The 19,686-nt window shown below is 72.1% G+C and carries 18 protein-coding genes and 1 pseudogene; 12 read left to right on the top strand and 7 right to left on the bottom strand.

Translation table 11 applies throughout. The features are described from left to right. Positions 1-26: 26 nt before the first annotated feature. Entirely contained in the window at positions 27-785 is a 759-nt protein-coding gene (locus ACJX2R_RS44900; RefSeq protein ID WP_262697666.1) for a GntR family transcriptional regulator, read from the bottom strand. Between the two features lie 107 nt (positions 786-892). Here ACJX2R_RS44900 and manD point away from each other — a divergent pair, with 107 nt between their 5' ends. The 6 genes from manD to ACJX2R_RS44870 all read left to right on the top strand — a co-directional run bounded on the left by manD (position 893) and on the right by ACJX2R_RS44870 (position 10,425). After that, positions 893-2,110, top strand: a complete 1,218-nt coding sequence (gene manD / locus ACJX2R_RS44895) for a D-mannonate dehydratase ManD (RefSeq protein ID WP_413104786.1) — start codon at positions 893-895, stop codon at positions 2,108-2,110. Beyond that, positions 2,107-3,540 (top strand): mannitol dehydrogenase family protein, encoded by a 1,434-nt coding sequence (locus ACJX2R_RS44890; RefSeq protein WP_413104785.1) that lies wholly within the window; start codon positions 2,107-2,109, stop codon positions 3,538-3,540. Before manD ends, ACJX2R_RS44890 begins: the two co-directional genes overlap by 4 nt. A gap of 33 nt (positions 3,541-3,573) precedes the next feature. Beyond that, entirely contained in the window at positions 3,574-4,953 is a 1,380-nt protein-coding gene (locus tag ACJX2R_RS44885) for an MFS transporter (RefSeq protein ID WP_262697669.1), read from the top strand. 38 nt (positions 4,954-4,991) lie between these two features. Next, on the top strand, positions 4,992-5,999 hold the full coding sequence (locus ACJX2R_RS44880) for an NAD(P)-dependent alcohol dehydrogenase (protein ID WP_413104784.1): 1,008 nt from the start codon (positions 4,992-4,994) through the stop codon (positions 5,997-5,999). Between the two features lie 324 nt (positions 6,000-6,323). Further along, complete coding sequence (locus ACJX2R_RS44875; protein ID WP_413104783.1) at positions 6,324-6,755, top strand: YchJ family protein; 432 nt, start codon at positions 6,324-6,326, stop codon at positions 6,753-6,755. A 163-nt stretch (positions 6,756-6,918) separates the two neighbouring features. Beyond that, positions 6,919-10,425 carry a phosphodiester glycosidase family protein gene (locus tag ACJX2R_RS44870; protein ID WP_413104782.1) on the top strand — a complete coding sequence of 1,169 codons (3,507 nt, stop codon included), beginning with the start codon at positions 6,919-6,921 and terminating at the stop codon, positions 10,423-10,425. A 102-nt stretch (positions 10,426-10,527) separates the two neighbouring features. Here the strand turns inward: ACJX2R_RS44870 and ACJX2R_RS44865 are convergent, their stop codons facing one another. Further along, on the bottom strand, positions 10,528-11,082 hold the full coding sequence (locus ACJX2R_RS44865; protein ID WP_413104781.1) for a tyrosine-type recombinase/integrase: 555 nt from the start codon (positions 11,080-11,082) through the stop codon (positions 10,528-10,530). Between the two features lie 104 nt (positions 11,083-11,186). On the opposite strand from ACJX2R_RS44865, the gene ACJX2R_RS44860 reads away from it, so the two are divergent. From ACJX2R_RS44860 to ACJX2R_RS44845, 4 genes are all read left to right on the top strand, one after another. Beyond that, positions 11,187-11,690, top strand: a complete 504-nt coding sequence (locus tag ACJX2R_RS44860; RefSeq protein WP_413104780.1) for a metallophosphoesterase family protein — start codon at positions 11,187-11,189, stop codon at positions 11,688-11,690. Positions 11,691-11,810: 120 nt separating this feature from the next. Continuing rightward, positions 11,811-13,202 carry an MFS transporter gene (locus ACJX2R_RS44855; RefSeq protein ID WP_413104779.1) on the top strand — a complete coding sequence of 464 codons (1,392 nt, stop codon included), beginning with the start codon at positions 11,811-11,813 and terminating at the stop codon, positions 13,200-13,202. Positions 13,203-13,293: 91 nt separating this feature from the next. Further along, positions 13,294-13,857 (top strand): DoxX family protein, encoded by a 564-nt coding sequence (locus ACJX2R_RS44850; RefSeq protein WP_413104778.1) that lies wholly within the window; start codon positions 13,294-13,296, stop codon positions 13,855-13,857. 121 nt (positions 13,858-13,978) lie between these two features. Beyond that, a complete protein-coding gene (locus ACJX2R_RS44845) occupies positions 13,979-14,476 on the top strand; it encodes a hypothetical protein (RefSeq protein WP_413104777.1) in 498 nt (165 codons plus the stop codon). A 146-nt stretch (positions 14,477-14,622) separates the two neighbouring features. Here the strand turns inward: ACJX2R_RS44845 and ACJX2R_RS44840 are convergent, their stop codons facing one another. Both ACJX2R_RS44840 and ACJX2R_RS44835 read right to left on the bottom strand, forming a co-directional pair. After that, on the bottom strand, positions 14,623-14,802 hold the full coding sequence (locus ACJX2R_RS44840; protein WP_413104776.1) for a hypothetical protein: 180 nt from the start codon (positions 14,800-14,802) through the stop codon (positions 14,623-14,625). Between the two features lie 10 nt (positions 14,803-14,812). After that, positions 14,813-15,892 (bottom strand): alpha/beta fold hydrolase, encoded by a 1,080-nt coding sequence (locus ACJX2R_RS44835; protein ID WP_413104775.1) that lies wholly within the window; start codon positions 15,890-15,892, stop codon positions 14,813-14,815. Between the two features lie 236 nt (positions 15,893-16,128). On the opposite strand from ACJX2R_RS44835, the gene ACJX2R_RS44830 reads away from it, so the two are divergent. Then, positions 16,129-16,803 carry a response regulator gene (locus ACJX2R_RS44830; RefSeq protein ID WP_413104774.1) on the top strand — a complete coding sequence of 225 codons (675 nt, stop codon included), beginning with the start codon at positions 16,129-16,131 and terminating at the stop codon, positions 16,801-16,803. Between the two features lie 32 nt (positions 16,804-16,835). Then, a complete protein-coding gene (locus ACJX2R_RS44825) occupies positions 16,836-17,870 on the top strand; it encodes a sensor histidine kinase (protein WP_413104773.1) in 1,035 nt (344 codons plus the stop codon). 138 nt (positions 17,871-18,008) lie between these two features. Here ACJX2R_RS44825 and ACJX2R_RS44820 read toward each other — a convergent pair whose 3' ends face one another. From ACJX2R_RS44820 to ACJX2R_RS44810, 3 genes and pseudogenes are all read right to left on the bottom strand, one after another. Beyond that, entirely contained in the window at positions 18,009-18,203 is a 195-nt protein-coding gene (locus tag ACJX2R_RS44820) for a hypothetical protein (RefSeq protein ID WP_413104772.1), read from the bottom strand. A gap of 72 nt (positions 18,204-18,275) precedes the next feature. After that, positions 18,276-19,075 (bottom strand): annotated as a pseudogene (locus ACJX2R_RS44815) (ATP-binding cassette domain-containing protein). A gap of 100 nt (positions 19,076-19,175) precedes the next feature. Then, positions 19,176-19,673 carry an MFS transporter gene (locus tag ACJX2R_RS44810; protein WP_413104771.1) on the bottom strand — a complete coding sequence of 166 codons (498 nt, stop codon included), beginning with the start codon at positions 19,671-19,673 and terminating at the stop codon, positions 19,176-19,178. Between the last annotated feature and the right edge of the window lie 13 nt (positions 19,674-19,686).

Here is a 19,686-nt window from a genome sequence, read left to right as displayed (position 1 = left end):
GGTCAGTGGCCGGTGCAGCGGCCGGGTCAGCGGTCCCCCCGGGCGGCGGTGCGCCGGGCGCTGTCGCGGCGGGGCCGCAAGGGGGCGTCCTCGTCGCTGAAGAGCTCGGGGTGCTTGGCTCGGATCTTCTCCACATCGCTGAAGACCAGCCGCAGATGGGAGCGGAGCGACGCGTCGGCGCGGTCCAGATCGCCCGCCTCCAGCAGGTCGACCACCTCGCGGTGCTGGCCGATGAGCAGGGACATCTGCTGGGTCATCGGCAGTGACAGCCTGCGGGCCCGGTCCAGCTGGGCCTTGGCCTGGCTGACGACCGGCCAGGCCGAGGCGTGGCCGCTGACGGCCATCAGCCGGGCGTGGAACTCCTCGTCCAGCTGGAAGAAGCCCTCCATGTCGGACTGGCGGTCGGCCTCCTCCTGCGCGGTGAGCAGCACCCGCAGCTCCGCCACGTCCCGCGCGCCGGCCTTGCCGACGGCCTCCCGCAGCGCGGCGCACTCCAGCGCCTCCCGGATGAACTGGGCGGAGGCCACGTCGCGCTCCCGGATGCGCGAGACGAACGTGCCCATCTGGGGGTAGATGTCCACCAGCCCCTCGTCGGCGAGCAGGATCAGCGACTCGCGCACGGGGGTGCGGCTCACTCCGAGCTCGGCCGCCAGATCGTTCTCCGAGACGGCGGAGCCGGGCTCCAGCTCCAGGCCGACGATGCGCGAACGCAGCACCTCATGGACCAGTTGCCGGGTGTTACGCCCCCGGGAGCGTGCCGCGTGCAGGCCCTCCGCCGATGTCATCTGGCCCCTTCCGAACCCTTGACTCCACTTGCTGACGTACTTGTATGGTAGCCGACCGACAGCCCGGACTCCACCCCGGGAGCCCGCTCAGTGAGGAGCACGCACGCATGGCCACGATCACGGAGGCCAAGGTCATCGTCACCTCGCCGGGTCGCAACTTCGTGACCCTGAAGGTGACCACCTCCGACGGCGTGACCGGTCTCGGTGACGCGACCCTGAACGGCCGCGAACTCGCGGTCGCCTCGTATCTGGAGGACCACCTCGTACCACTGCTGATAGGGCGCGACCCCGCCCGTATCGAGGACACCTGGCACTACCTCTACAAGGGGGCCTACTGGCGCCGCGGCCCGGTGACCATGACCGCCATCTCGGCCGTGGACACCGCGCTGTGGGACATCAAGGGCAAGGTCGCGGGCCTCCCGGTGTACGAGCTGCTGGGCGGCAAGGCCCGCGAGGGCGCCCTGGTCTACGGCCACGCCAGCGGCGGCGACGTCCCCGAGCTGCTGGACGACGTGGCCCGCTTCCAGGAGATGGGCTACCGCGCGATCCGCGCCCAGGCCGCCGTCCCCGGCTCACCGGGCACCTACGGCATCCGCCACGGCACGGTCGCCACCGTCTACGAGCCGGCCACCGGCGCGCTGCCGGAGGAGCAGCCGTGGTCCACCGAGGCATATCTGGACTTCGCACCCCGCTATCTGGAGGCGGTCCGCGAGCGGTTCGGCTTCGGCTTCCACCTGCTGCACGACGTCCACCACCGGCTCACGCCCACCGAGGCGGGGCGGCTCGGCCGCAGCCTGGAGGAGGTGCGGCTGTTCTGGATGGAGGACCCCACCCCCGCCGAGCTCCAGGAGTCCTTCCGCCAGATCCGCCAGTCCACCACCACCCCGATCGCGGTCGGCGAGGTCTTCAACTCCATCTGGGACTGCCAGCAGCTCATCACCGAGCGGCTCATCGACTACATCCGCGCCTCGGTGGTGCACGCCGGCGGCATCACCCATCTGCGGCGGATCTTCCACCTCGCCGAGCTGTACCAGGTGCGCACCGGTTCGCACGGCGCCACCGACCTGTCCCCGGTGAGCATGTCGGCGGCCGTCCACCTCGATGTCACCGTGCCCAACTTCGGCATCCAGGAGTACATGGCGCACGACCCGCTCACCCACGAGGTGTTCCGGCCCACCTACGAGCTCATCGACGGCGCCCTGCACCCCCAGGCCGCGCCCGGCCTCGGCATCGAGCTCGACGAGGAGGCGGCCGCCCGCTTCCCGTACGACCCGAAGTACCTCCCGGTGAGCCGCCGCACCGACGGGTCGGTGCACGACTGGTGACCGCCGACACCCCGCGGCGCCTGTCGCTGGCCACCCTGCCCCGCGTCCCCGCCGAGAGCCGCCCGCCCATCGACCCGGGGGCGCTGCGCCCACGGATCGTGCACCTGGGCATCGGCGCCTTCCACCGCGCCCACCAGGCCCTCTACACCGAAGCCGCCGAGGCCGCACACGGCGGCGGCTGGGGCATCGCCGGTGTCACCCAGCGCAGCCGGTCCGTCGTGGACGCGCTGCGCCCACAGGACGGGCTGTACTCCTTCACCGAACGGCGCCCCGACGGCCCGGCCACCCGCGTGGTCGGCACCGTGACCGAGGTGCTGCACGCCACCGACGACGGCACCCGGCTCGGCGCGCTCCTCGCCTCCCCCGAGGTCACCGTCGTCACCCTCACCGTCACCGAGAAGGGCTACCGGCGCGCCACCGCCACCGGCGGACTCGCCCTGGACGACCCGCTGATCCGGGACGACCTGGCCGGACGGCCCGCGCCCGCGAGCGTGGCCGGGCAGCTCGCCACGGGGCTGCGCGCCCGGCTGCGGGCCGGCGGCGCCCCGGTGTCGCTGGTCTCCTGCGACAACATGGCCGACAACGGCGCCGTACTGCGGCGCCTGGTACGGGAGTTCATCGCCGCCACCGCATGGGACGACCGCGACCGCCTGCTGGACTGGATCACCGGCTCGGTCGCCTTCCCCGCCACCGTCGTCGACCGCATCGTCCCCGCCACCACCGACACCGACCGGCGGACCGCCGCCCAAGCCCTCACCGTGGACGACGCGGGCGCGGTCACCGGCGAACCGTTCACCCAGTGGGTGCTCCAGGACATCTTCGCCGCCGACCGCCCGCACTGGGAGGCGGCCGGGGTGCGCCTCGTCCCCGATGTGAGCCCCTACCAGCTCGCCAAGCTCCGGCTGCTCAACGGCTCCCACTCGCTCATCGCGTACCTCGGACTCGGACACGGATGCGAGACCGTCGCCGACGTCCTGGCCACCCCCTGGGGCGAGGAAACCGTACGCGCCTACTGCGCCGAGGCCGCGCAGAGCCTGCCACCCACCGAGGGCCTTGACCTCCCCGCCTACATCGACAGCCTGGTGGACCGCTTCGCCAACCCCGCGATGCACCACCGCATCCAGCAGATCGCCATGGACGGATCCCAGAAGATCCCCGAACGGTGGCTCGCCCCGCTGCGCGAACTGCGCGCCGCCGGACGGGACACCCCGCTCCTGGCCACCGCCCTCGCCGCCTGGGCCCGCCTCACCCGCGACCGCCCCCTGGACGACCCCCGGGCCGAGGAACTGCGCCGCGCCTGGGACGGCCCGCACACCGAGGCCCCGCGCCGGCTGCTGCGGCTGCTGGGCGCCGAAGACCTCGCCGACGACACCGCCCTCATCGCGTCCGTACGGGCGGAGCTGGATCCCGGCGCCCGGCCACCGCGCTGACCCCACGCACCACCCCTTCGAAGGAGAGCCGCCTTGAAGACCCCCAGAGCCGTCCCCGCCACCGACCAGCCATCCCCAACCCAGGACGAGGCCACCACCGGACCACCCCGCCCCCGCGGGCTGCGCCACAACACCCGCTGGCTGATGGTCTTCCTCTGCTTCCTGGGCATGACCGTCAACTACGTCGACCGCGCCACCATCTCCATCTCCCTGCCCTATATGACCGATGACCTGCACATCGGCCCCGAGTGGCAGGGCGTCATCCTCAGCATGTTCTTCGTGACCTACGCGCTGGGCCAACTGCCCGCCGGGGCGCTCATCGACCGCTACGGCGAGAAGCGCATGTTCGCCATCGGCGGGCTGATCTGGTCACTGGTCACCGTCGGCACCGGATTCGTCCGGGGCATCGGCAGCCTGCTCTTCGCCCGCCTCGCCCTCGGCGCCGGCGAGGCCCCCGCCTACCCCTCATGCGCCAAGTCCGTCTCCCGCTGGTTCCCCGTCCGCGAACGCGCCCTGGCCAACAGCGTCTGGGACAACGGCGCCCGCGCCGGCACCGCCGTCGCCGCCCCCGTCGTGACCGCGCTCATCGCCTGGCAGGGCTGGCGGATGGCGTTCTGGGTCACCGGCGCCGTGGCCCTGCTGTGGGTGGCGCTGTGGCTCAAGACATACCGCGAACCCTCGGCGCGCGGCGGACTCAGCGCCGAGGAACGCGCCTACGTCTTGGCGGGCGGCGCCCGGCTCGAGGAGAGCCCCGCCGAGAAGACGACGGCGCCGCAGGAACCCGCCGTCCGCTGGCGCGACCTGTTCCGCCACCGCACGGTCTGGGGCATGATGATCGGCTTCTTCTGCCTCAATTACGTCATCTACTTCTTCATCACCTGGTTCCCCAGCTACCTCGTCGACGCCCGCGGCTTCGACCTGCTCAAACTGGGCTTCTACGGCGCCCTGCCCGGCATCGTCGCCATCGGTGGCAGCCTGCTCGGCGGCTGGACCAGCGACACCCTGCTGCGCCGCGGCTGGTCGGTGACCCGGGCCCGCAAGACCTGTCTGGTGTGCGGGATGCTCTTCTCCTCCGTCATCGCCTTCGCCGTGCTCGTCCCCGGCGCCATGTGGGCCCTGGCCCTGCTGTCCGTCAGCTACGCCAGCCTGGCCTTCTCCGCCGCCTCGGTGGCCAGCCTGCCCGCCGACGTCGCGCCCACCCCGCGCCATGTCGCCTCGCTCGGCGGCATCCAGAACTTCGCCTCCAACCTCGCCGGGGTGCTCGGCTCGACCACCACCGGTCTGCTGCTGGGCTTCTTCCACCACTCCTTCGTCGCCCCGCTGATGCTGTCCGGCGCACTGTGCATCGTCGGCGCCCTCACCTACGGCCTGGTCATCAAGCGCGTCGAACCGCTGCGGCTGACCGCCGCCTGAGCCCCCTCCACACCTTCGCGTACCAGGAGAACCACCCGATGAACGACGCCACCGCCGCGATCCTGCACGGCCCGAAGGATGTGCGCATCGAGCGGCACCCGATTCCCGGGCCCGCCCCCGGCGAAGTCCTCGTGGAGATCGGCGCGGTCGGGCTGTGCGGCTCCGACCTGCACTACTACGCCCACGGCGAGAACGGCCCCAATGTGCTCCGCTCCCCCACCGCGCTCGGCCACGAGACGGCCGGAACCGTCGTGGCGGGCGACGGCACGCTACCCGCGGGCACCCGGGTCGCGATCGAACCCGCCATCCCCTGCGGACGCTGCCGCGCCTGCCGCGCGGGCCGCTACAACCAGTGCCCGCACGGGCGCTGCTTCGGCTCCCCGCCCACCCACGGCGCCCTGACCGGACACCTCGCCGTGCCCCAGGAGTTCGCCCACCCCCTCCCCGACGACTTCCCCCTCACCTCCGGTGCGCTCATCGAACCCCTCGCGGTGGCCCTGCACGCGGTGCGCCGCGGCGGCGTCGCCGCCGGGGACCGGGTGCTGGTCACCGGCGCCGGGCCGATCGGCCTGCTGGTCCTCCAGGCCGCCCGCGCGGTGGGGGCGGGCGAGACCGTGGTGACCGACGTCAACCCCGGCCGGCTGGCCCACGCCCGCCGTCTGGGCGCCGACCGGACCCTGGACACCTCCCGCGAACCCCTCCCCCAGGAGCCGCTGTTCGACATCGCGCTCGACTGCTCCGGCATCGAGGCCGCCCTGACCGCCGCCGCCCACGCACTACGCCCCGGCGGCACCCTGGTCGCCGTCGGCAACCCGCCCCAGCCCCGGACCACCCTCCCGCTGGCCTGGATGCAGCGCCAGGAACTCAGCCTGGTCACCGCCTTCCGCTACGCCGGGGAGTTCCCCGCGGCGGTGTCCCTGGCCGCCACCGGACGGGTCGACCTGGAGTCGCTGATCACCGCGCGCTTCCCGCTGGAACGCTCGGCGGACGCGCTCCAGACGGCCCTCACCGACCCGGCGCAGCTGAAGGTCGTCATCGAGCCCTGAGCCGCTCGGACCGCGGGGGGCTACGGGTTGCGGATCTTTCCCCTCCCCGCCCCGACTTCGATATACGGTCCGCCGCGTGGCAGCGACTCGGCCCGTGGACTCGGGGCGGAAGCCCGGTCCCCCCGGGGCCTGGGGCACAACACCAACCCTCCACGGTCTGGGGCACAACCCCGACCCTCGGGGTCTGGGGCGGAAGCCCGGCCCCCCGGGGCCTGGGGCGAAGCCCCGGTTTCGGGGTCTGGGGCGAAGCCCCAGGTTCGGGAAGGGGCGGGGTGGGGAACAGCCCGCCGCAGGCGCTCCACCCCACCCGTCACAATGGGGATCATGTCCCGACGTACCCGACGCCCGCGGCCGACCAGCACCACCCCGGCCCCCTGCCCCTGCGGGCTGCCCGCGGCCTACGACGACTGCTGCGGCCGACTGCACAGCGGCCAGGCCACGGCGACCACCGCCGAGCAGCTGATGCGCTCGCGCTACAGCGCCTTCGCCGTCGGGGACGGGGCGTATCTGCTGCGCAGCCGGCACCCCACCACCCGGCCGCCCGGCGTGGATCTCGACCCGGGGCCGCGCTGGGTGCGCCTGGAGATCCTGGGCACCACCGAGGGCAGCGCGTTCCACACCACCGGCACCGTCGAGTTCCGCGCCCACTACACCCAGGGCGGCCGCGCGGGCTCACTCCACGAGAACAGCCGCTTCGTACGCCACGAGGGCGCCTGGGTCTATCTCGACGGTGTGACCGAAGACCGACCCCGCTGACCCCACCGACCCCACCCCGCGTCAGCGATCACAGTCCGCACCGACTTGGTCATTTGTTTCCCGTGTCGTCGCCGACGCCTTCTGGTGCCCGGTCAACTCCCGGGCGATGCTGGGGCGCTGTGCGTGTGAACCACGCGTGCCCCCCCGGCCCCATGGAGTTGCCGTGCCTCCTGTCGCGTTCGCCAGACCACTGGCGGCCCTGGCCGCGGTGTCCGCCCTCGTACTGGGCGCCGCCGGCCAGGCCACCGCCGACAACACCCCGGCCCCGGCGCCCGAGCCCGTCCCCAGGTCGTCCTCGGAGATGCTGCGCCCGGTCGCACCCCCGCCCGCCAGCGGTACGACCGGCACCCGGTCCGTGGCCGACGGGGACGGGGTGCAGACCGCCCGCTCCTCCCGGCCGGTCGCCCCGGGGGTTCGGCTGACCTCGTACGACCGGCTGGAGTCGGACAAATGGCTGCGGGTCGACTCGCTGTCGGTGGACCTGGCCGGCGGCACCAAGGTCGACTATCTCCACCCCGACAAGGTCGCCGAGCGCCGGACCGTCTCCCAACTGGCCGCCGAGCACGACCCCGGGCCGGGGCGCCGCACGGTCGCGGCCATCAACGGTGACTTCTTCGACATCAACCAGACCGGCGCCCCCGAGGGCAACGGCATCGGCGACGGCCGCCTCGTCAACTCCGCCTCCGCGGCCGGGCCCGCCCGAGCCGTCGGCATCGGCCCGGCCGACGCCGGCCGCGTCCTCCAGCTCTACTTCGACGGCACCCTGACCCTCCCCGACGGCCCCCACCCGCTCGCGGCGCTCAACGCCGCCAACGTCCCGGCCAACGGGATCGGGGCGTACACCGCCCAGTGGGGCGAGGCGGACCGCGCCCAGACCGTGGACGGCGCACGGCGCACCGCCGAGGTCACGGTCGTGGACGGCAAGGTCACCCAGGCGGCCGGCGCGCCCGGCAAGGGCCCGATCCCGGACGGTGCCACCGCACTGGTCGGCCGGGACGCCGGGGCCGACACGCTGTCCGAACTGGCCGTCGGTGACGCGGTGTCGATGGAGTACCGGCCCCGGACCGACGGCGGCGACCTGCCGCGCACCGCCCTCGGCGGCCGCGAATTGCTGGTGGTGGACGGCGAGGCGATCGGCCACGAGGGCGAGGGCAACAACGCCACCGCGCCGCGCACCGCGGTCGGCTTCTCCCGCGACGGCCGCACCATGCGGATCCTCACCGTGGACGGCCGACAGGCCGACAGCGGCGGCGTCACCCTCACCGAGCTGGGCCTGATGATGAAGGACGCGGGCGCCTACAGCGCCCTCAACCTCGACGGCGGCGGCTCCTCCACCCTCGTCGCCCGCGAGCCCGGCAGCGACACCACCCAGGTGGAGAACAGCCCGTCCGACGGGGCCGAGCGCACCGTCCCCAACGGCCTGGCCCTCACCGCCCCCGACGGCAGCGGCCACCTCAAGGGCTTCTGGGTGGACACCGCGACGGACCGCGCATCCGCTCCCACCGCCGATCCGGTCCGGGGCGGCCACCCCGAGCGGGTCTTCCCCGGGCTCACCCGCCGCCTCACCGCCGCCGGTTACGACGAGACATACGGCCCCGCCGAGGGCACGCCACAGTGGCGGACGGACGACTCCCACATCGGCCGGGTCGACGCCGACGGCACCTTCACCGCCCGCCACGGCGGCGACACCACCGTCACCGCCCGGCGCGGCGCCGCCCACGGCGACCTCGACCTCACCGTCCTGGACCGGCTGGACCGGATCCAGCCCACCAGCCGGCTGGTCGGCCTGGCCGACGCCGAGGCCACGGGCCGGTTCGGCATCGTCGGCCTGGACGCACACGGCACCAGCGCCCCCGTCGAACCGTCCGACGTACGACTGTCGTACGACCACACGCTGTTCGACATCGCCCCGGACCCCCGGACCGGCACCTTCACCGTCAAGGCGCGCCACGACCAGGCCGCGGGGCAGGTCACGGTCGCCGTCGGCGGCACGACCACGGTGCTCGCCGTCACCGTCGGCCTGACCGAGCGGCAGGAGGCGTCCTTCGACGACGCCGGCCAATGGACCTTCAGCCAGGCCCGCGCCTCCGGTTCGGCCGAGGCCACGCCCGACGGACACACGAGCACCGGGCTCAAGCTGGACTACGACTTCACCCAGTCCACGGCCACCCGCGCCGCCTACGTCACCCCGCCGCAGCAGATCGCGGTGGACGGACAGCCGCAGTCCTTCGGCCTGTGGATCAAGGGCGATGGCAAGGGGGCCTGGCCCACCCTGCACCTCAAGGACGCGGCGGGTTCGGACCAGTTGCTGCGCGGGCCGTATGTGACCTGGACCGGATGGCGACATGTCGACTTCGCCGTACCGGCCGGAGTCGCCTATCCGCTGAAGGTCAACCGCTTCTACCTCGCCGAGACCTCCGCCACCCGCCAGTACACCGGCAGCGTGGTCATCGACGACCTCACCGCACGGGTACCGCCCTCCGTCGAACTGCCCACGGAGAGCGCGCGCCCCGATCCACTGATCTCCACCGCCGCCCGGACGCGGGGACGCGACTGGCGGTTCGCGGTGATGTCCGACGCGCAGTTCGTGGCCCGCGATCCGAACAGCCCCATCGTCGCCCAGGCCCGCCGCACCCTCCGCGAGATCAAGGCGGCCAAGCCCGACTTCCTGGTGATCAACGGCGACTTGGTGGACGAGGGCTCCCCCGCCGATCTCTCCTTCGCCCGTACCGTGCTGAAGGAGGAACTGGGCGATGAGCTGCCCTGGACCTACGTCCCCGGCAACCACGAGGTGATGGGCGGCTCCATCGACAACTTCACCGCCGAATTCGGGCCCGCCCACCGCACGTTCGACCACCGGGGCACCCGCTTCCTCACCCTGGACACCTCACGTCTAGGGCTGCGCGCCGGTGGCTTCGACCAGGTCAAGGAGTTGCGCGCCCAACTGGACGCGGCCGCCCAGGACCCCGACATCGGCTCGGTCATGGTGATCGAGCACGTACCGCCGCGTGACCCCACCCCACAGCAGGGCAGCCAGCTCCGCGACCGCAAGGAGGCGGCGCTGCTGGAGGGCTGGCTGGCCGACTTCCGCCGCACCACCGGCAAGGGCGCGGGCCTCATCGGCAGCCACGTCGGCACCTTCCACGCCTCCCGGGTGGACGGCGTCCCGTATCTGATCAACGGCAACTCGGGCAAGAACCCCGCCACCCCGCCCGGTCAGGGCGGTTTCACGGGCTGGTCGATGGTCGGCGTGGACCACGTCTCGGCGCGGGAGCAGGCCGCCGCGCGCCACGCGCCGTGGCAGGGCGGCCCGGACTGGGTGTCCGTACAGACCCGCGCCCATGTGGACGGGCTGACCGTCACCGCCCCGGCCGAACTGCGCACCGGGCAGGCGGCGGATGTCACCGCGACCGTCCTCCAGGGCGAGGGGGCCGCCGCCCGCCGGGTGCCGGTCGGCTTCCCGCTCAGCGCGGACTGGACCGGCTCGCCCAACCTCCACATCGGCGATCCGGACGGCGCCGGGCGCCGCGATGTGGCGGCGTACGACCCGGCGACCGGCAGGCTGACCGCGCTGCGCCCGGGAACGGCCACCCTCGCGGTGAGCGTGAACGGCGCCACCGCACAGGCGCGGTTCACCGTCACCGCGGCGGCCGCGGCACCCGCGGCCTAGCCGGGCCGGTGGGGGCGGGGCGGCCCGAGCGCCCCGCCCCCACCGGGCCCAGACACCCTGCCGGGCTCAGGCGTCCTGCCACGCTCAGGTGCCCCACCGGCCTCAGGTGTCCCAGACGCGGCGGACCTGCTCGAAGCGGGTGGGTAGCGGAGGGCGGCGACCGGCGTACCGGGCGTTCGTACGGTGGACGAACCGGCGCCAGGAGAGCACCAGACCCTGCCGGGTGATGGGCAGCCCGGCGGCCACGGTCACGCCGTTGTCATGGGTGTGGTGGACCGTCAGCAGCAACGCGTCCGGCACCGACCCCTCCAGCTCGGCGCAGAGCTCCCGACGCACCCGCAGCCAGCGGCGCAGCACCAGCACGGTGCCGCGGTCCAGTCCGTGCCGGCGCGGGACGCGGTGTTTGCCGTGCTCGATGGTCACCCATCCGGAGTCCAGGTCCAGCGCCGACAGGGTGCAGCGCAGCAGCCCGCCGTACCGGGCGCCGCTGGCCCGCGCCAGGCCCACCACCACGGCGAGCCGTACGGTCTCCGGCTTCACGCCGTCCTCCATCGCCTCCACCGACAGGCGGCGCCAGATCCACTCCGCCTCCGCCGTCGTGACCACCGGCCGCGGATAGCGGTCCCGTGCCGCCTCCTTCGCTGTACGCACCGCCACTTCCGCCCTCCCCCTCCCTGGGAACCCGCTGATCGAGCCGCTTGGCACACTATTTCTTCGGTCGACGCGCTCGTCAAGGGATGCGCGGCGGTACGGTCGTCCGTGTGCGCCTTCTGCTGATGTCCGACACCCACCTCCCCCGGCGTGCCAAGGTGCTTCCCGGGGAGCTGCTGGAGCGGCTGCCGGACGCCGACGTGGTGATCCACGCGGGCGACTGGGTCGACCTCGCCACCCTCGATCTGCTCGAGGAGCGCTCGCGGCGGCTGATCGGGGTGTACGGCAACAACGACGGGCCCGAGCTGCGGGCGCGGCTACCGGAGGTGGCCCAGACAGAGCTGGCCGGTGTGCGGCTTGGCGTGGTGCATGAGACCGGTCAGTCGAAGGGGCGGGAGCGGCGCTGTGCCGAGCGGTTCCCCGACCTTGATGTGCTGGTGTTCGGCCACAGCCACATCCCGTGGGACACCACCGCCGAGGGGCGGCTGCGGCTGCTCAACCCCGGCTCCCCCACCGACCGGCGCCGACAGCCGTACTGTACGTTCATGACGGCCGCGATCGAGGCCGGGCGGCTGACCGCCGTGGAGCTGCACCGGCTGCCGCCCCGCCGCTGACCGATCGCCGTTTCCCGGGCGTATCGCCTTCCCGGACGTATCGCCGTTCTCCCGGCGTATCCCGTCTCACTCTTCAGCCCCGGTATCCGACCTGTCCTTTCGGGTGCCGAGGAGTGAGTGATGACGACGGCAAGCGGTGGATCCGCATGGCGATGGGCGCTGGCGGCGGTGGCCGCGACCGTGTTCTGCGTGCAACTGGACGCCTTCGCGCTGAACCTGGCCCTGCCCGGGATCGGGCGCGATCTGGGGGCGGCGGGAGGCGGCCTCCGGTGGGTGGTGAGCGGGTATCTGCTCGCGGCCGGCTCGCTGATGGCGGGCGTGGGTCGGCTCGGCGATCTGTACGGCCGCCGACGGTTGCTGCTGGCGGGCCTGGCGGTGTTCGGCGGCGCGTCGCTGGTGTGTGCGCTGGCCCCGTCGCTTCCGGTGCTGGTGGCAGCGCGGGTGGCGCAGGGCGCGGGTGGTGCGGTGGCCATGCCGGTCGGGCTCGCCCTGCTGACGAACGCCTGCCCGCCCGGCGCGCGGGCGCGGGTCATGGGGCGGGCGCTGGGGATCGGGGGCGTGGCCACCGTATGCGGACCGTATGTGGGCGGGGTCCTCACCGAGGCGGTGTCCTGGCGGGCGGTGTTCTGGCTGAACGTACCGGTCGCGCTGGTAGCCGGAGCGTGCGCGGCACGGGCCGGCGAGTCGCGGGACACCACCGCGCCGCCGTCGGTGGACGTGGCGGGGCTGGTCACGGCCACCGGCGCGCTCGCGGCGCTCGCCGTCCTGGTCGACCGGGGGCCGCTGTGGGGCTGGGCGTCGAGCCCCTCGGCGGCGGCCCTGGCGGTGGCCGTCGCGCTCGGGTGCGCCTTCGTACGGCATGAGCGGGCGGTGGCGAATCCGCTGGTGGATCTCGCGCTCTTCGGCAACCGGCCGTTTGTGACTCTCACGGTGGCCGGGGCGGCGGCCAATGCCGCGACCGTGATCGTGCTGTTCGTCGTGCCCCTGGCGCTCCAGGGGCCGTGGGGGCTGTCGGCCATGGGCGCGGGGGTGGCCTTCCTGGGCCCGGCGGCGGCGCTGGCGCTGGCCGGGCCGGTGGCTGGGCGGATCCGCACGGCGGACGCGGTGCGGGTGATGGCCGGGGCCCTGGCGCTGGGGGCGGCGTCGCTCGGCGCCGCCGCCATGGCGACGGCCCTGCCGGTCTTCCTCCTGGCGATCACGGGGTGCGGGGCGGCGCTCGGGGTCGCGGGCGCTCTGACGCTCATCGCCACCCAGGCCGTGGTGCGGCCCGAGCGCGCCGGGGAGGCGTCGGGGGTGACCAAGACGGTCATCACCTCGGCGGCGGGGCTGGGGGTGGCCCTGTCCGGGGAGGCCGCCGAGGCACAGAGCGGCGCCGCCGTCGACGCGGCCCTGACGGCGGCCGGGGGCTGCTGTCTGGCCGGGGCCGCGCTCCTGGTCAGCACGCTGCTGACGCGGATACGGCCCGATGGCTCCCACGGAGGCCGGTCCGCCGCCGACGGACGTCCGGATTGAATCCGGCACCCCGGTGGAATAAAAAGTACTTAAGGTGCATATCGGATATCGGCTCGGCGATCCGCGCCGAGCCCGACCAGACGAGGGCGCCATGTCTTATTCCCCCTACGACAACGGCCCGGAGAACTCCTCCGCACCCGCCCCGCACTCGCCCAGATCCGCGGCGCACGTACTCCGCGCCCATGACGTCGGTCTGCTGGTCATCCGGCTCGGCGTCGGGCTGGTCGTCGCCGGGCGCGGCGCACAGCACCTCTTCGGCTGGTGGGGCGGCCTGGGCATCGACAAGACGGCGGTGGCGTTCGCGCAGTTCGGCTATCCGGCGCCCAAGGCCATGGCCGTGATCGCCGGGATCGCCGAGACCTTCGGGGGTCTCGCCCTCGCCGTGGGGCTGCTCACCCCGCTCGCCGGTGCGGCCGTCGCGGGCACGATGGCCAACGCGGTGGCCGCCTCCACACCGCTCGGCTATTTCGGCGGCATGGAATTCCCGGTGCTCCTCGGCGTCGGCGCCGTCGGGCTCGCGCTGTCCGGAGCCGGCCGGATCTCCCTCGACGCGTTCCTCCCCCTCCTGCGGTCGCAGCGGCTGATCTACGGCATCGCCATGCTGGTGCTGGCGGCGATCCTGGCGACGGTGACGATCTTGCTCAGCAAGACCTGACAGCCCTCCGGCGGTCGGGTGAACGCGCGGGGCCGGTTCTCCGTATGGGTCTGTGCGCGTCCTGCCCATGGGGACGCGCGCCGCCCGCACAGGCCGAAACCGAGACCGGAGGCCCCGTTCCATGAATGACCGGTTCATCCCTCCCATCCAGGCGCTGCCGGATGGCGACGCCGAAGTCCGCCTGGTGCTCCATCTGCCCTGGGACGTGGTCGCCGCACTGGGCCAGGAGGCCGGCCGGCTGGCGGCCCAGACACAGCGGCCGGTGAGCCTCGACGAGGCGGTCAGCCATCGGCTGCGCCATGGGACGGCCCAGACCCAGACCATCGGCGTCCACGCCAAACCGGAGCGGGAGCGGAACCAGCCCGCGCCCACCGCGTCCCACGGCTCGCCCCCGCTGGCGGCCCGCTCCCCCGGTGAGCAGGCCCGGCAGGCGATCGAGAAGATCAACGGCTCGGCGCATCCGCACAACGGCGCCGCGAACGGCTCCGCCGAGTCCACGCCCCCGCAGCACACCACCAGCGCACCGGATCCGGCCCCGCCCGATGCCCGGGGCATCCTGGAGCGCCCGACGCGTGCCACCGGAACGGTGAACGGTACGGCGACGGAGATGCCGAGATAGCACCGGGCCCCGGACACGGGGAAACGGCCGGAAAGGCCGCGCATACGGGGGTGCCGTCCCCATCCGGACGGCACCCCCGTATGCGCGGCTCCTTGGTGTTGCGCGGCACCCTCGTATATACGCCACCCTCGTATGCGCGGCGCCCTTCACAGACACGTACGAACGAGCCATTCGTCGGAGTTGTACGCGTCTCTCGCCGAATCCGGTGCCGTGGCCGGCTGCTCCTCGACCATGTCCTCCACCCGAACGCGTTCCGGGAGCGTGCCGAACCTGGCACGCCGCCTGGTCGCGTCGGCATCGGGGGGGCCGGGCTTTTCGGATGTCATGTCATCCTCCTCAGAATCGGTCGACGTCGAGGACGGCCTCGGCGAACGCCTCGGGCGCTTCCTGCGGCACGTTGTGGCCGATGCCCTTGAGCGTTCGGTGCTCATAGGGGCCGGTGAACTTGTCCCGGTACGCCGCGCCGTCACCGGCCGGGGTGAAGGGGTCCAGCTCGCCGTCGAGGGTGATCGTGGGCACCGCGATGTCGGGCGCGGCCGCCAGCCGCGCCTCGAGCCTGTCGTAGCGGGGGTCGCCCTTGGCCAGGCCCAGCCGCCAGCGGTAGTTGTGCACCACGATGGGGACGTAGTCGGGGTTGTCGAATGCCTCCGCCGTGCGATCGAAGGTGGCGTCGTCGAAGTTCCACGTCGGGGAGACATTGCGCCAGATGAGCTTCGCGAAATCGTGTCGGTGCTCCTCGAAGCCCAGCGCACCGCGTTCGGTCGCGAAGTAGTACTGGTACCACCATGCCCACTCGGCCGACGGCGGCAGCGGCAGCTTGTTCTTCTCCCGGTTGGTGATCAGGTAACCGGTCACGGAGACCAGGGCCTCGCACCGCTCCGGCCAGAGCGCGGCGATGATGTCGGCGGTCCGGGATCCCCAGTCGAAGCCTCCGAACACGGCCTTCTCGATCTTCAGGGCGTTCAGCAGGGCGATGATGTCGAGGGCGATCACCGATTGCTGTGCGTTGCGGAAGGTCTTGGGCGAGCGGAAGCTCGTGGTGCCGTGGCCGCGCAGATGGGGGACGATGACCCGGTAGCCCCGGGCCGCCAGCAGGGGCGCGACCTCCACGTAGCTGTGGATGTCGTACGGCCATCCGTGCAGGAGGATGACGGCCGGTCCATGGGCCGGACCGGCTTCGGCGTAGCCGATGGTGAGCTCACCGGCCTTGACCTGCTTCAGCGCGGGGAAGGACCCACCACCGGTGGGCGACGCCGGCGCCGACGCCGCCCTGTCGGCGCCCGGCCCGGATGACGACGAGGCCGCCGCCGACGAGGCCCCTGCCGACGAGGGGCCGCTCAGGCCGGTCAGTGATGCGGCAGCCGTTCCCGCCGCCCCCGCGCCGATGGCCTTGCCGAAGGTACGCCTGTCGATCATCTGTGAACCTGAACCGTTTCTGTCCGTGTCGGCAGAGCGGGCGCCGCACGCCCGGCTGAGTGTCTGAGCAGCCATAGTGGTGCTCCGGCGGCTTCGGGGCCTCGGTATCCGTCCGCAGGCGTCCTTCGGGTTTCCCGCAGCCGCCGCGTTCCGGAGCTCGTCCGGGACGTCGTCCGGTCGCTCCAGCGCTGCCCTGGGGCCCGGACCGGCCGGCCTCGCCCAGTACCTTTACTCCTGTGCATGCCGACCGCGCTGAACAGGGAGTGGATGCCATGTCGCGCCTCAGCGTGGTGATCGCCGACGATCATCCTGTGGTCCGTGCGGGGATGCGCGTGCTGTTGTCCCAGGACGATTCCCTGGAGGTCGTCGCCGAGAGCTCCACGGTCCCCGAGACCGTCGAGACCGTGACAAGGCACCAGCCGTCCGTGCTGGTCCTGGATCTCACCATGGCCGGCCAATCCAGCCTGCCCTCGATACCGGACCTGCTCGCGGCGTCCCCCGGCACCCGCGTTCTGATCCTCACGATGCAGGAGGATCCCGCGTTCGCCCGCGCGGCCCTGCGGATCGGGGCGGCCGGATATCTGCTCAAGGAAGCGGCGGCGGAAGAGCTGGTCGGCGCGGCTCGCCAGGTCGCGAGGGGAGCCACATACCTGCAACCCGCCATGGGCGCCCGACTGGCCATCGCGGACACCGGCGCTCCCGGCGCCGATGGAGATCCCGCTCTGACAGCGCGCGAGCTTCAGGTTCTCTCGCTGCTCGCCCTGGGCCACACCAACCAGGAGATCGCGCGACGTCTCTACGTTTCCGTTCGGACGGTGGAGACTCACCGCGCCAGGATTCGGGACAAGCTCAAAACCGAGACCCGGGCGGAACTCATCGCCGCGGCTCGCGAGCGTGGACTGCTGGGATGAACAGTTCGCCGCGGGCCAAGGCCGGCCCGATCATGGAGGCCACCGGTGCGGCGCTGCTCGTCATCGCCTTCGCGATCGAGGTGCTCCAGCAGCAGCCTCGCTGGGTGATGCGGCTCTCCCTCGGCGCGGCCGTCGTCCTCATCATCGCGGCGGCGCTGAACACCGCCGTCCGGCGGGCATGGCTGGCGGCCCTCTGCGGGCTGGCACTCATCCTCGCCGTGTCACAACTGGTGCGCATGACCAAAGAGCCGCTTTTCAACGGCTTGAACATCGTGCCTCTCCTGCTGATCGGCTGCGCCGTCATGCTGGGCCGCGGCGCGGTAGCGCGCCGCCGTAGTCTCGCGCGGGAGCGGGCTCAGGCTCGCAGCGACGGCGAAGAACGAGAACGGCGGCGCTGGGCACGTGAGTTGCACGATGAGACGCTTCAGGAACTGGTCGCTGTCCAGATCGTTCTGTCCACCGCCGTCGGCAGTGGCGAGCCCGCCGCCATGAAGGAGGCCATCAACCAGGCGCGCGACCTGGTCGCCAACCAGATCACATCGCTACGGCACCTGATCGTGGAAATGCGGCCCTTCGCCCTCGACCAGCTCGGCCTCGCGCCCGCCCTCGACACGCTGTGCCGACGTACCGGGGAAACCTTCGGGCTGGAGGTGGAACTGCGCGTCGGAGCGGAATGGAGCGGGCTCGGGGACGAGCTGTCGCCGGAAGCCCAGGCTCACATCTACCGCATCGTGCAGGAAGCGCTGAACAACGCGGTCAAGCACGCCCAGGCGAGCCACCTTCTCGTGGAACTCGACAGCGACGATCACGCGATCAGCGTGGCGGTCAGGGACAACGGCCGCGGAATGGCCCATCAAGCGTCCACCCCGGTCAACCGATCCGCGCTCCGCACCGTGGTCTCCACAGGTACCGGCCTGTCGGCCATGCGCGAGCGCGGCCACCTGCTGAACGGACACCTCACCGTTGATTCCACCCCCGGTGAGGGAACGCGCGTCTCCCTCCTGATACCCCGCCATGGCAAGCGACGCTCCAGGCCGAAGGACTCCGTAACACCGGAAAAGCCCTAGACCGCCGCGGCTCGGCTCCCTCCTGAACGAGCCGGCCCACGCGGATGCCACTCCCGATGACCGCCTGCCATCGCGACCTGACGAGCGGGGCCGCTCGTCACTTCCCCAAGGGCCTGCCGACAATGCCGAAACGCCGCCTCACGCATCACGCTTCTGCGTTGTGATCAAGGGGACGACATAAATCACCGCGGTGATTCCCGCGAAAAAGAGGAGACCGATCCACGGGCCATAGGGATAATCGACGGTATTCCCGGACACCCCCTCCGTGACCCGGTCGGGCTGGCCATCGGTCAGGAAGTAGTTCGCCGCCTTGAACGGCAGCCAGGGTTGCACATGCTCACCCAGCGCCGGGATCGACGTGACGACCGTTTCCAGAGAGTTTGGTCCGCTCGACTGCCAGCAGTGTCAACTTTCATCTCCGATCGAAGCCAGGAGGGACCGCTCCTCGATGGACCCCTGAATGTCCGCGTGATACTCGACCGCGTCACCGGTGATCTCCATGAACGCCTCTTCGAGCGATCCGTTCTGCTCCATCAACTCGTGCAGGGTGATCCGATGCGCGGCGGCGATCTCGCCGATCTCCTCGGTGGACGCCCCCGCCACCACCAGCCGGGTCGGTCCTCGCCGCACTCGACGCGGTACCCGGCCGCCTCGATGACCGCGAACACGGTGCGCCCCTCGGCCGCCAGCTTCTGCATGAACCGCCGGATCCACAGGATCCCTTCCGGATCGAGTCCGTTGACCGGCTCGTCGAACAGCAGCAACTGCGGATCGCCCAACAGGGCCGCCGCGATGCCCAGCCTCTGGAACATCCCGAGGGAGAAGCCGCCCGCGCGGCGGCGCGCCACTTCGGTCAGCCCGACCGTCTCCAGCACCTCGTCCGCACGGCGGGCGGGCAGACCGTTCGACTTCGCCAGCCACCGCAAGTGCGCATGCGCCGAACGATTCGGATGTGCCCACTTCGCATCGAGGAGAGCTCCCACCGTCCGTAATGGCCGGCCCAGATCGTGGTAGCGCTTGCCGTCGATCAGGACCTCACCGCCGTCGGGCCGGTCCAGCCCCAGAATCATCCGCATGGTCGTCGACTTGCCGGCGCCGTTCGGCCCCAGGAATCCGGTCACCACCCCGGGATTCACACTGAACGTCAGCTCGTCGACGGCCAGTTTGTCGCCGTAGCGCTTGGTCAGATGCCTGGCTTCGATCACTGTCGATCCTCTCCCCATATCGCTGTGTGCGGCAGACGCCGCGGCGGCCCGGACCTGGTACAGGTGCGGTTCCCGATGCCCTCTGCATGCGCGCCCTACGTCACCCCGGCCGTCCCGCGGCTCCGGTGTCGCTCCACTCGTCCTCCTCCGTGGGCCGGAACGGCGCCGCGGTGATGAGCACCACCGCCATCAGGGCCGCCATCAGCAGCAGACCCGCGGCCCATCTCCCGGCGACCACGTATCCGTGCACAGTGGCGCGCACGGCACGGATCCCGGGATGAGCGCCTTGGTACACCTTGGTGGCGTTGGCGGCGATGGTGTTGAGCAGCGCCGTGCCGATCGACGCGCCGATCTGAGTGGAGGTGTTGAAGAAGGCCGAGGCGACACCGCTGTCGCTCTTGGCGACTTCATTGGTGGCGGTGGCGGCACAGGGCGCCATCACGGTGCCCAGTCCGAGCCCCAGAACCACTTCGCCGGGCAGAATGCCGTCCCAGTACGAGCTCTCCGGCGTCATCCGGGTCAGCAGGAACAGGCCGAACGCGGCAACCGTCAGTCCCGTCGCCAGCAGATAGCGCGGTCGTACCCGGGGCAGTAGCAACGACCTTGTCGAA

This window comes from Streptomyces sp. Inha503, assembly GCF_047215865.1.
Classification (GTDB): domain Bacteria; phylum Actinomycetota; class Actinomycetes; order Streptomycetales; family Streptomycetaceae; genus Streptomyces; species Streptomyces lycopersici.
Note: the sequence above shows the minus strand (reverse complement) of the source record. Positions and strands in the feature narration are given on the sequence as shown.

Coding starts and splice junctions, on each gene's coding strand:
- ACJX2R_RS44900 (WP_262697666.1), bottom strand. CDS start 785: ATGACATCGGCGGAGGGCCTGCACGCGGCACGCTCCCGGGGGCGTAAC.
- manD (WP_413104786.1), top strand. CDS start 893: ATGGCCACGATCACGGAGGCCAAGGTCATCGTCACCTCGCCGGGTCGC.
- ACJX2R_RS44880 (WP_413104784.1), top strand. CDS start 4,992: ATGAACGACGCCACCGCCGCGATCCTGCACGGCCCGAAGGATGTGCGC.
- ACJX2R_RS44875 (WP_413104783.1), top strand. CDS start 6,324: ATGTCCCGACGTACCCGACGCCCGCGGCCGACCAGCACCACCCCGGCC.
- ACJX2R_RS44855 (WP_413104779.1), top strand. CDS start 11,811: ATGACGACGGCAAGCGGTGGATCCGCATGGCGATGGGCGCTGGCGGCG.
- ACJX2R_RS44850 (WP_413104778.1), top strand. CDS start 13,294: ATGTCTTATTCCCCCTACGACAACGGCCCGGAGAACTCCTCCGCACCC.
- ACJX2R_RS44845 (WP_413104777.1), top strand. CDS start 13,979: ATGAATGACCGGTTCATCCCTCCCATCCAGGCGCTGCCGGATGGCGAC.
- ACJX2R_RS44840 (WP_413104776.1), bottom strand. CDS start 14,802: ATGACATCCGAAAAGCCCGGCCCCCCCGATGCCGACGCGACCAGGCGG.
- ACJX2R_RS44835 (WP_413104775.1), bottom strand. CDS start 15,892: ATGATCGACAGGCGTACCTTCGGCAAGGCCATCGGCGCGGGGGCGGCG.
- ACJX2R_RS44825 (WP_413104773.1), top strand. CDS start 16,836: ATGGAGGCCACCGGTGCGGCGCTGCTCGTCATCGCCTTCGCGATCGAG.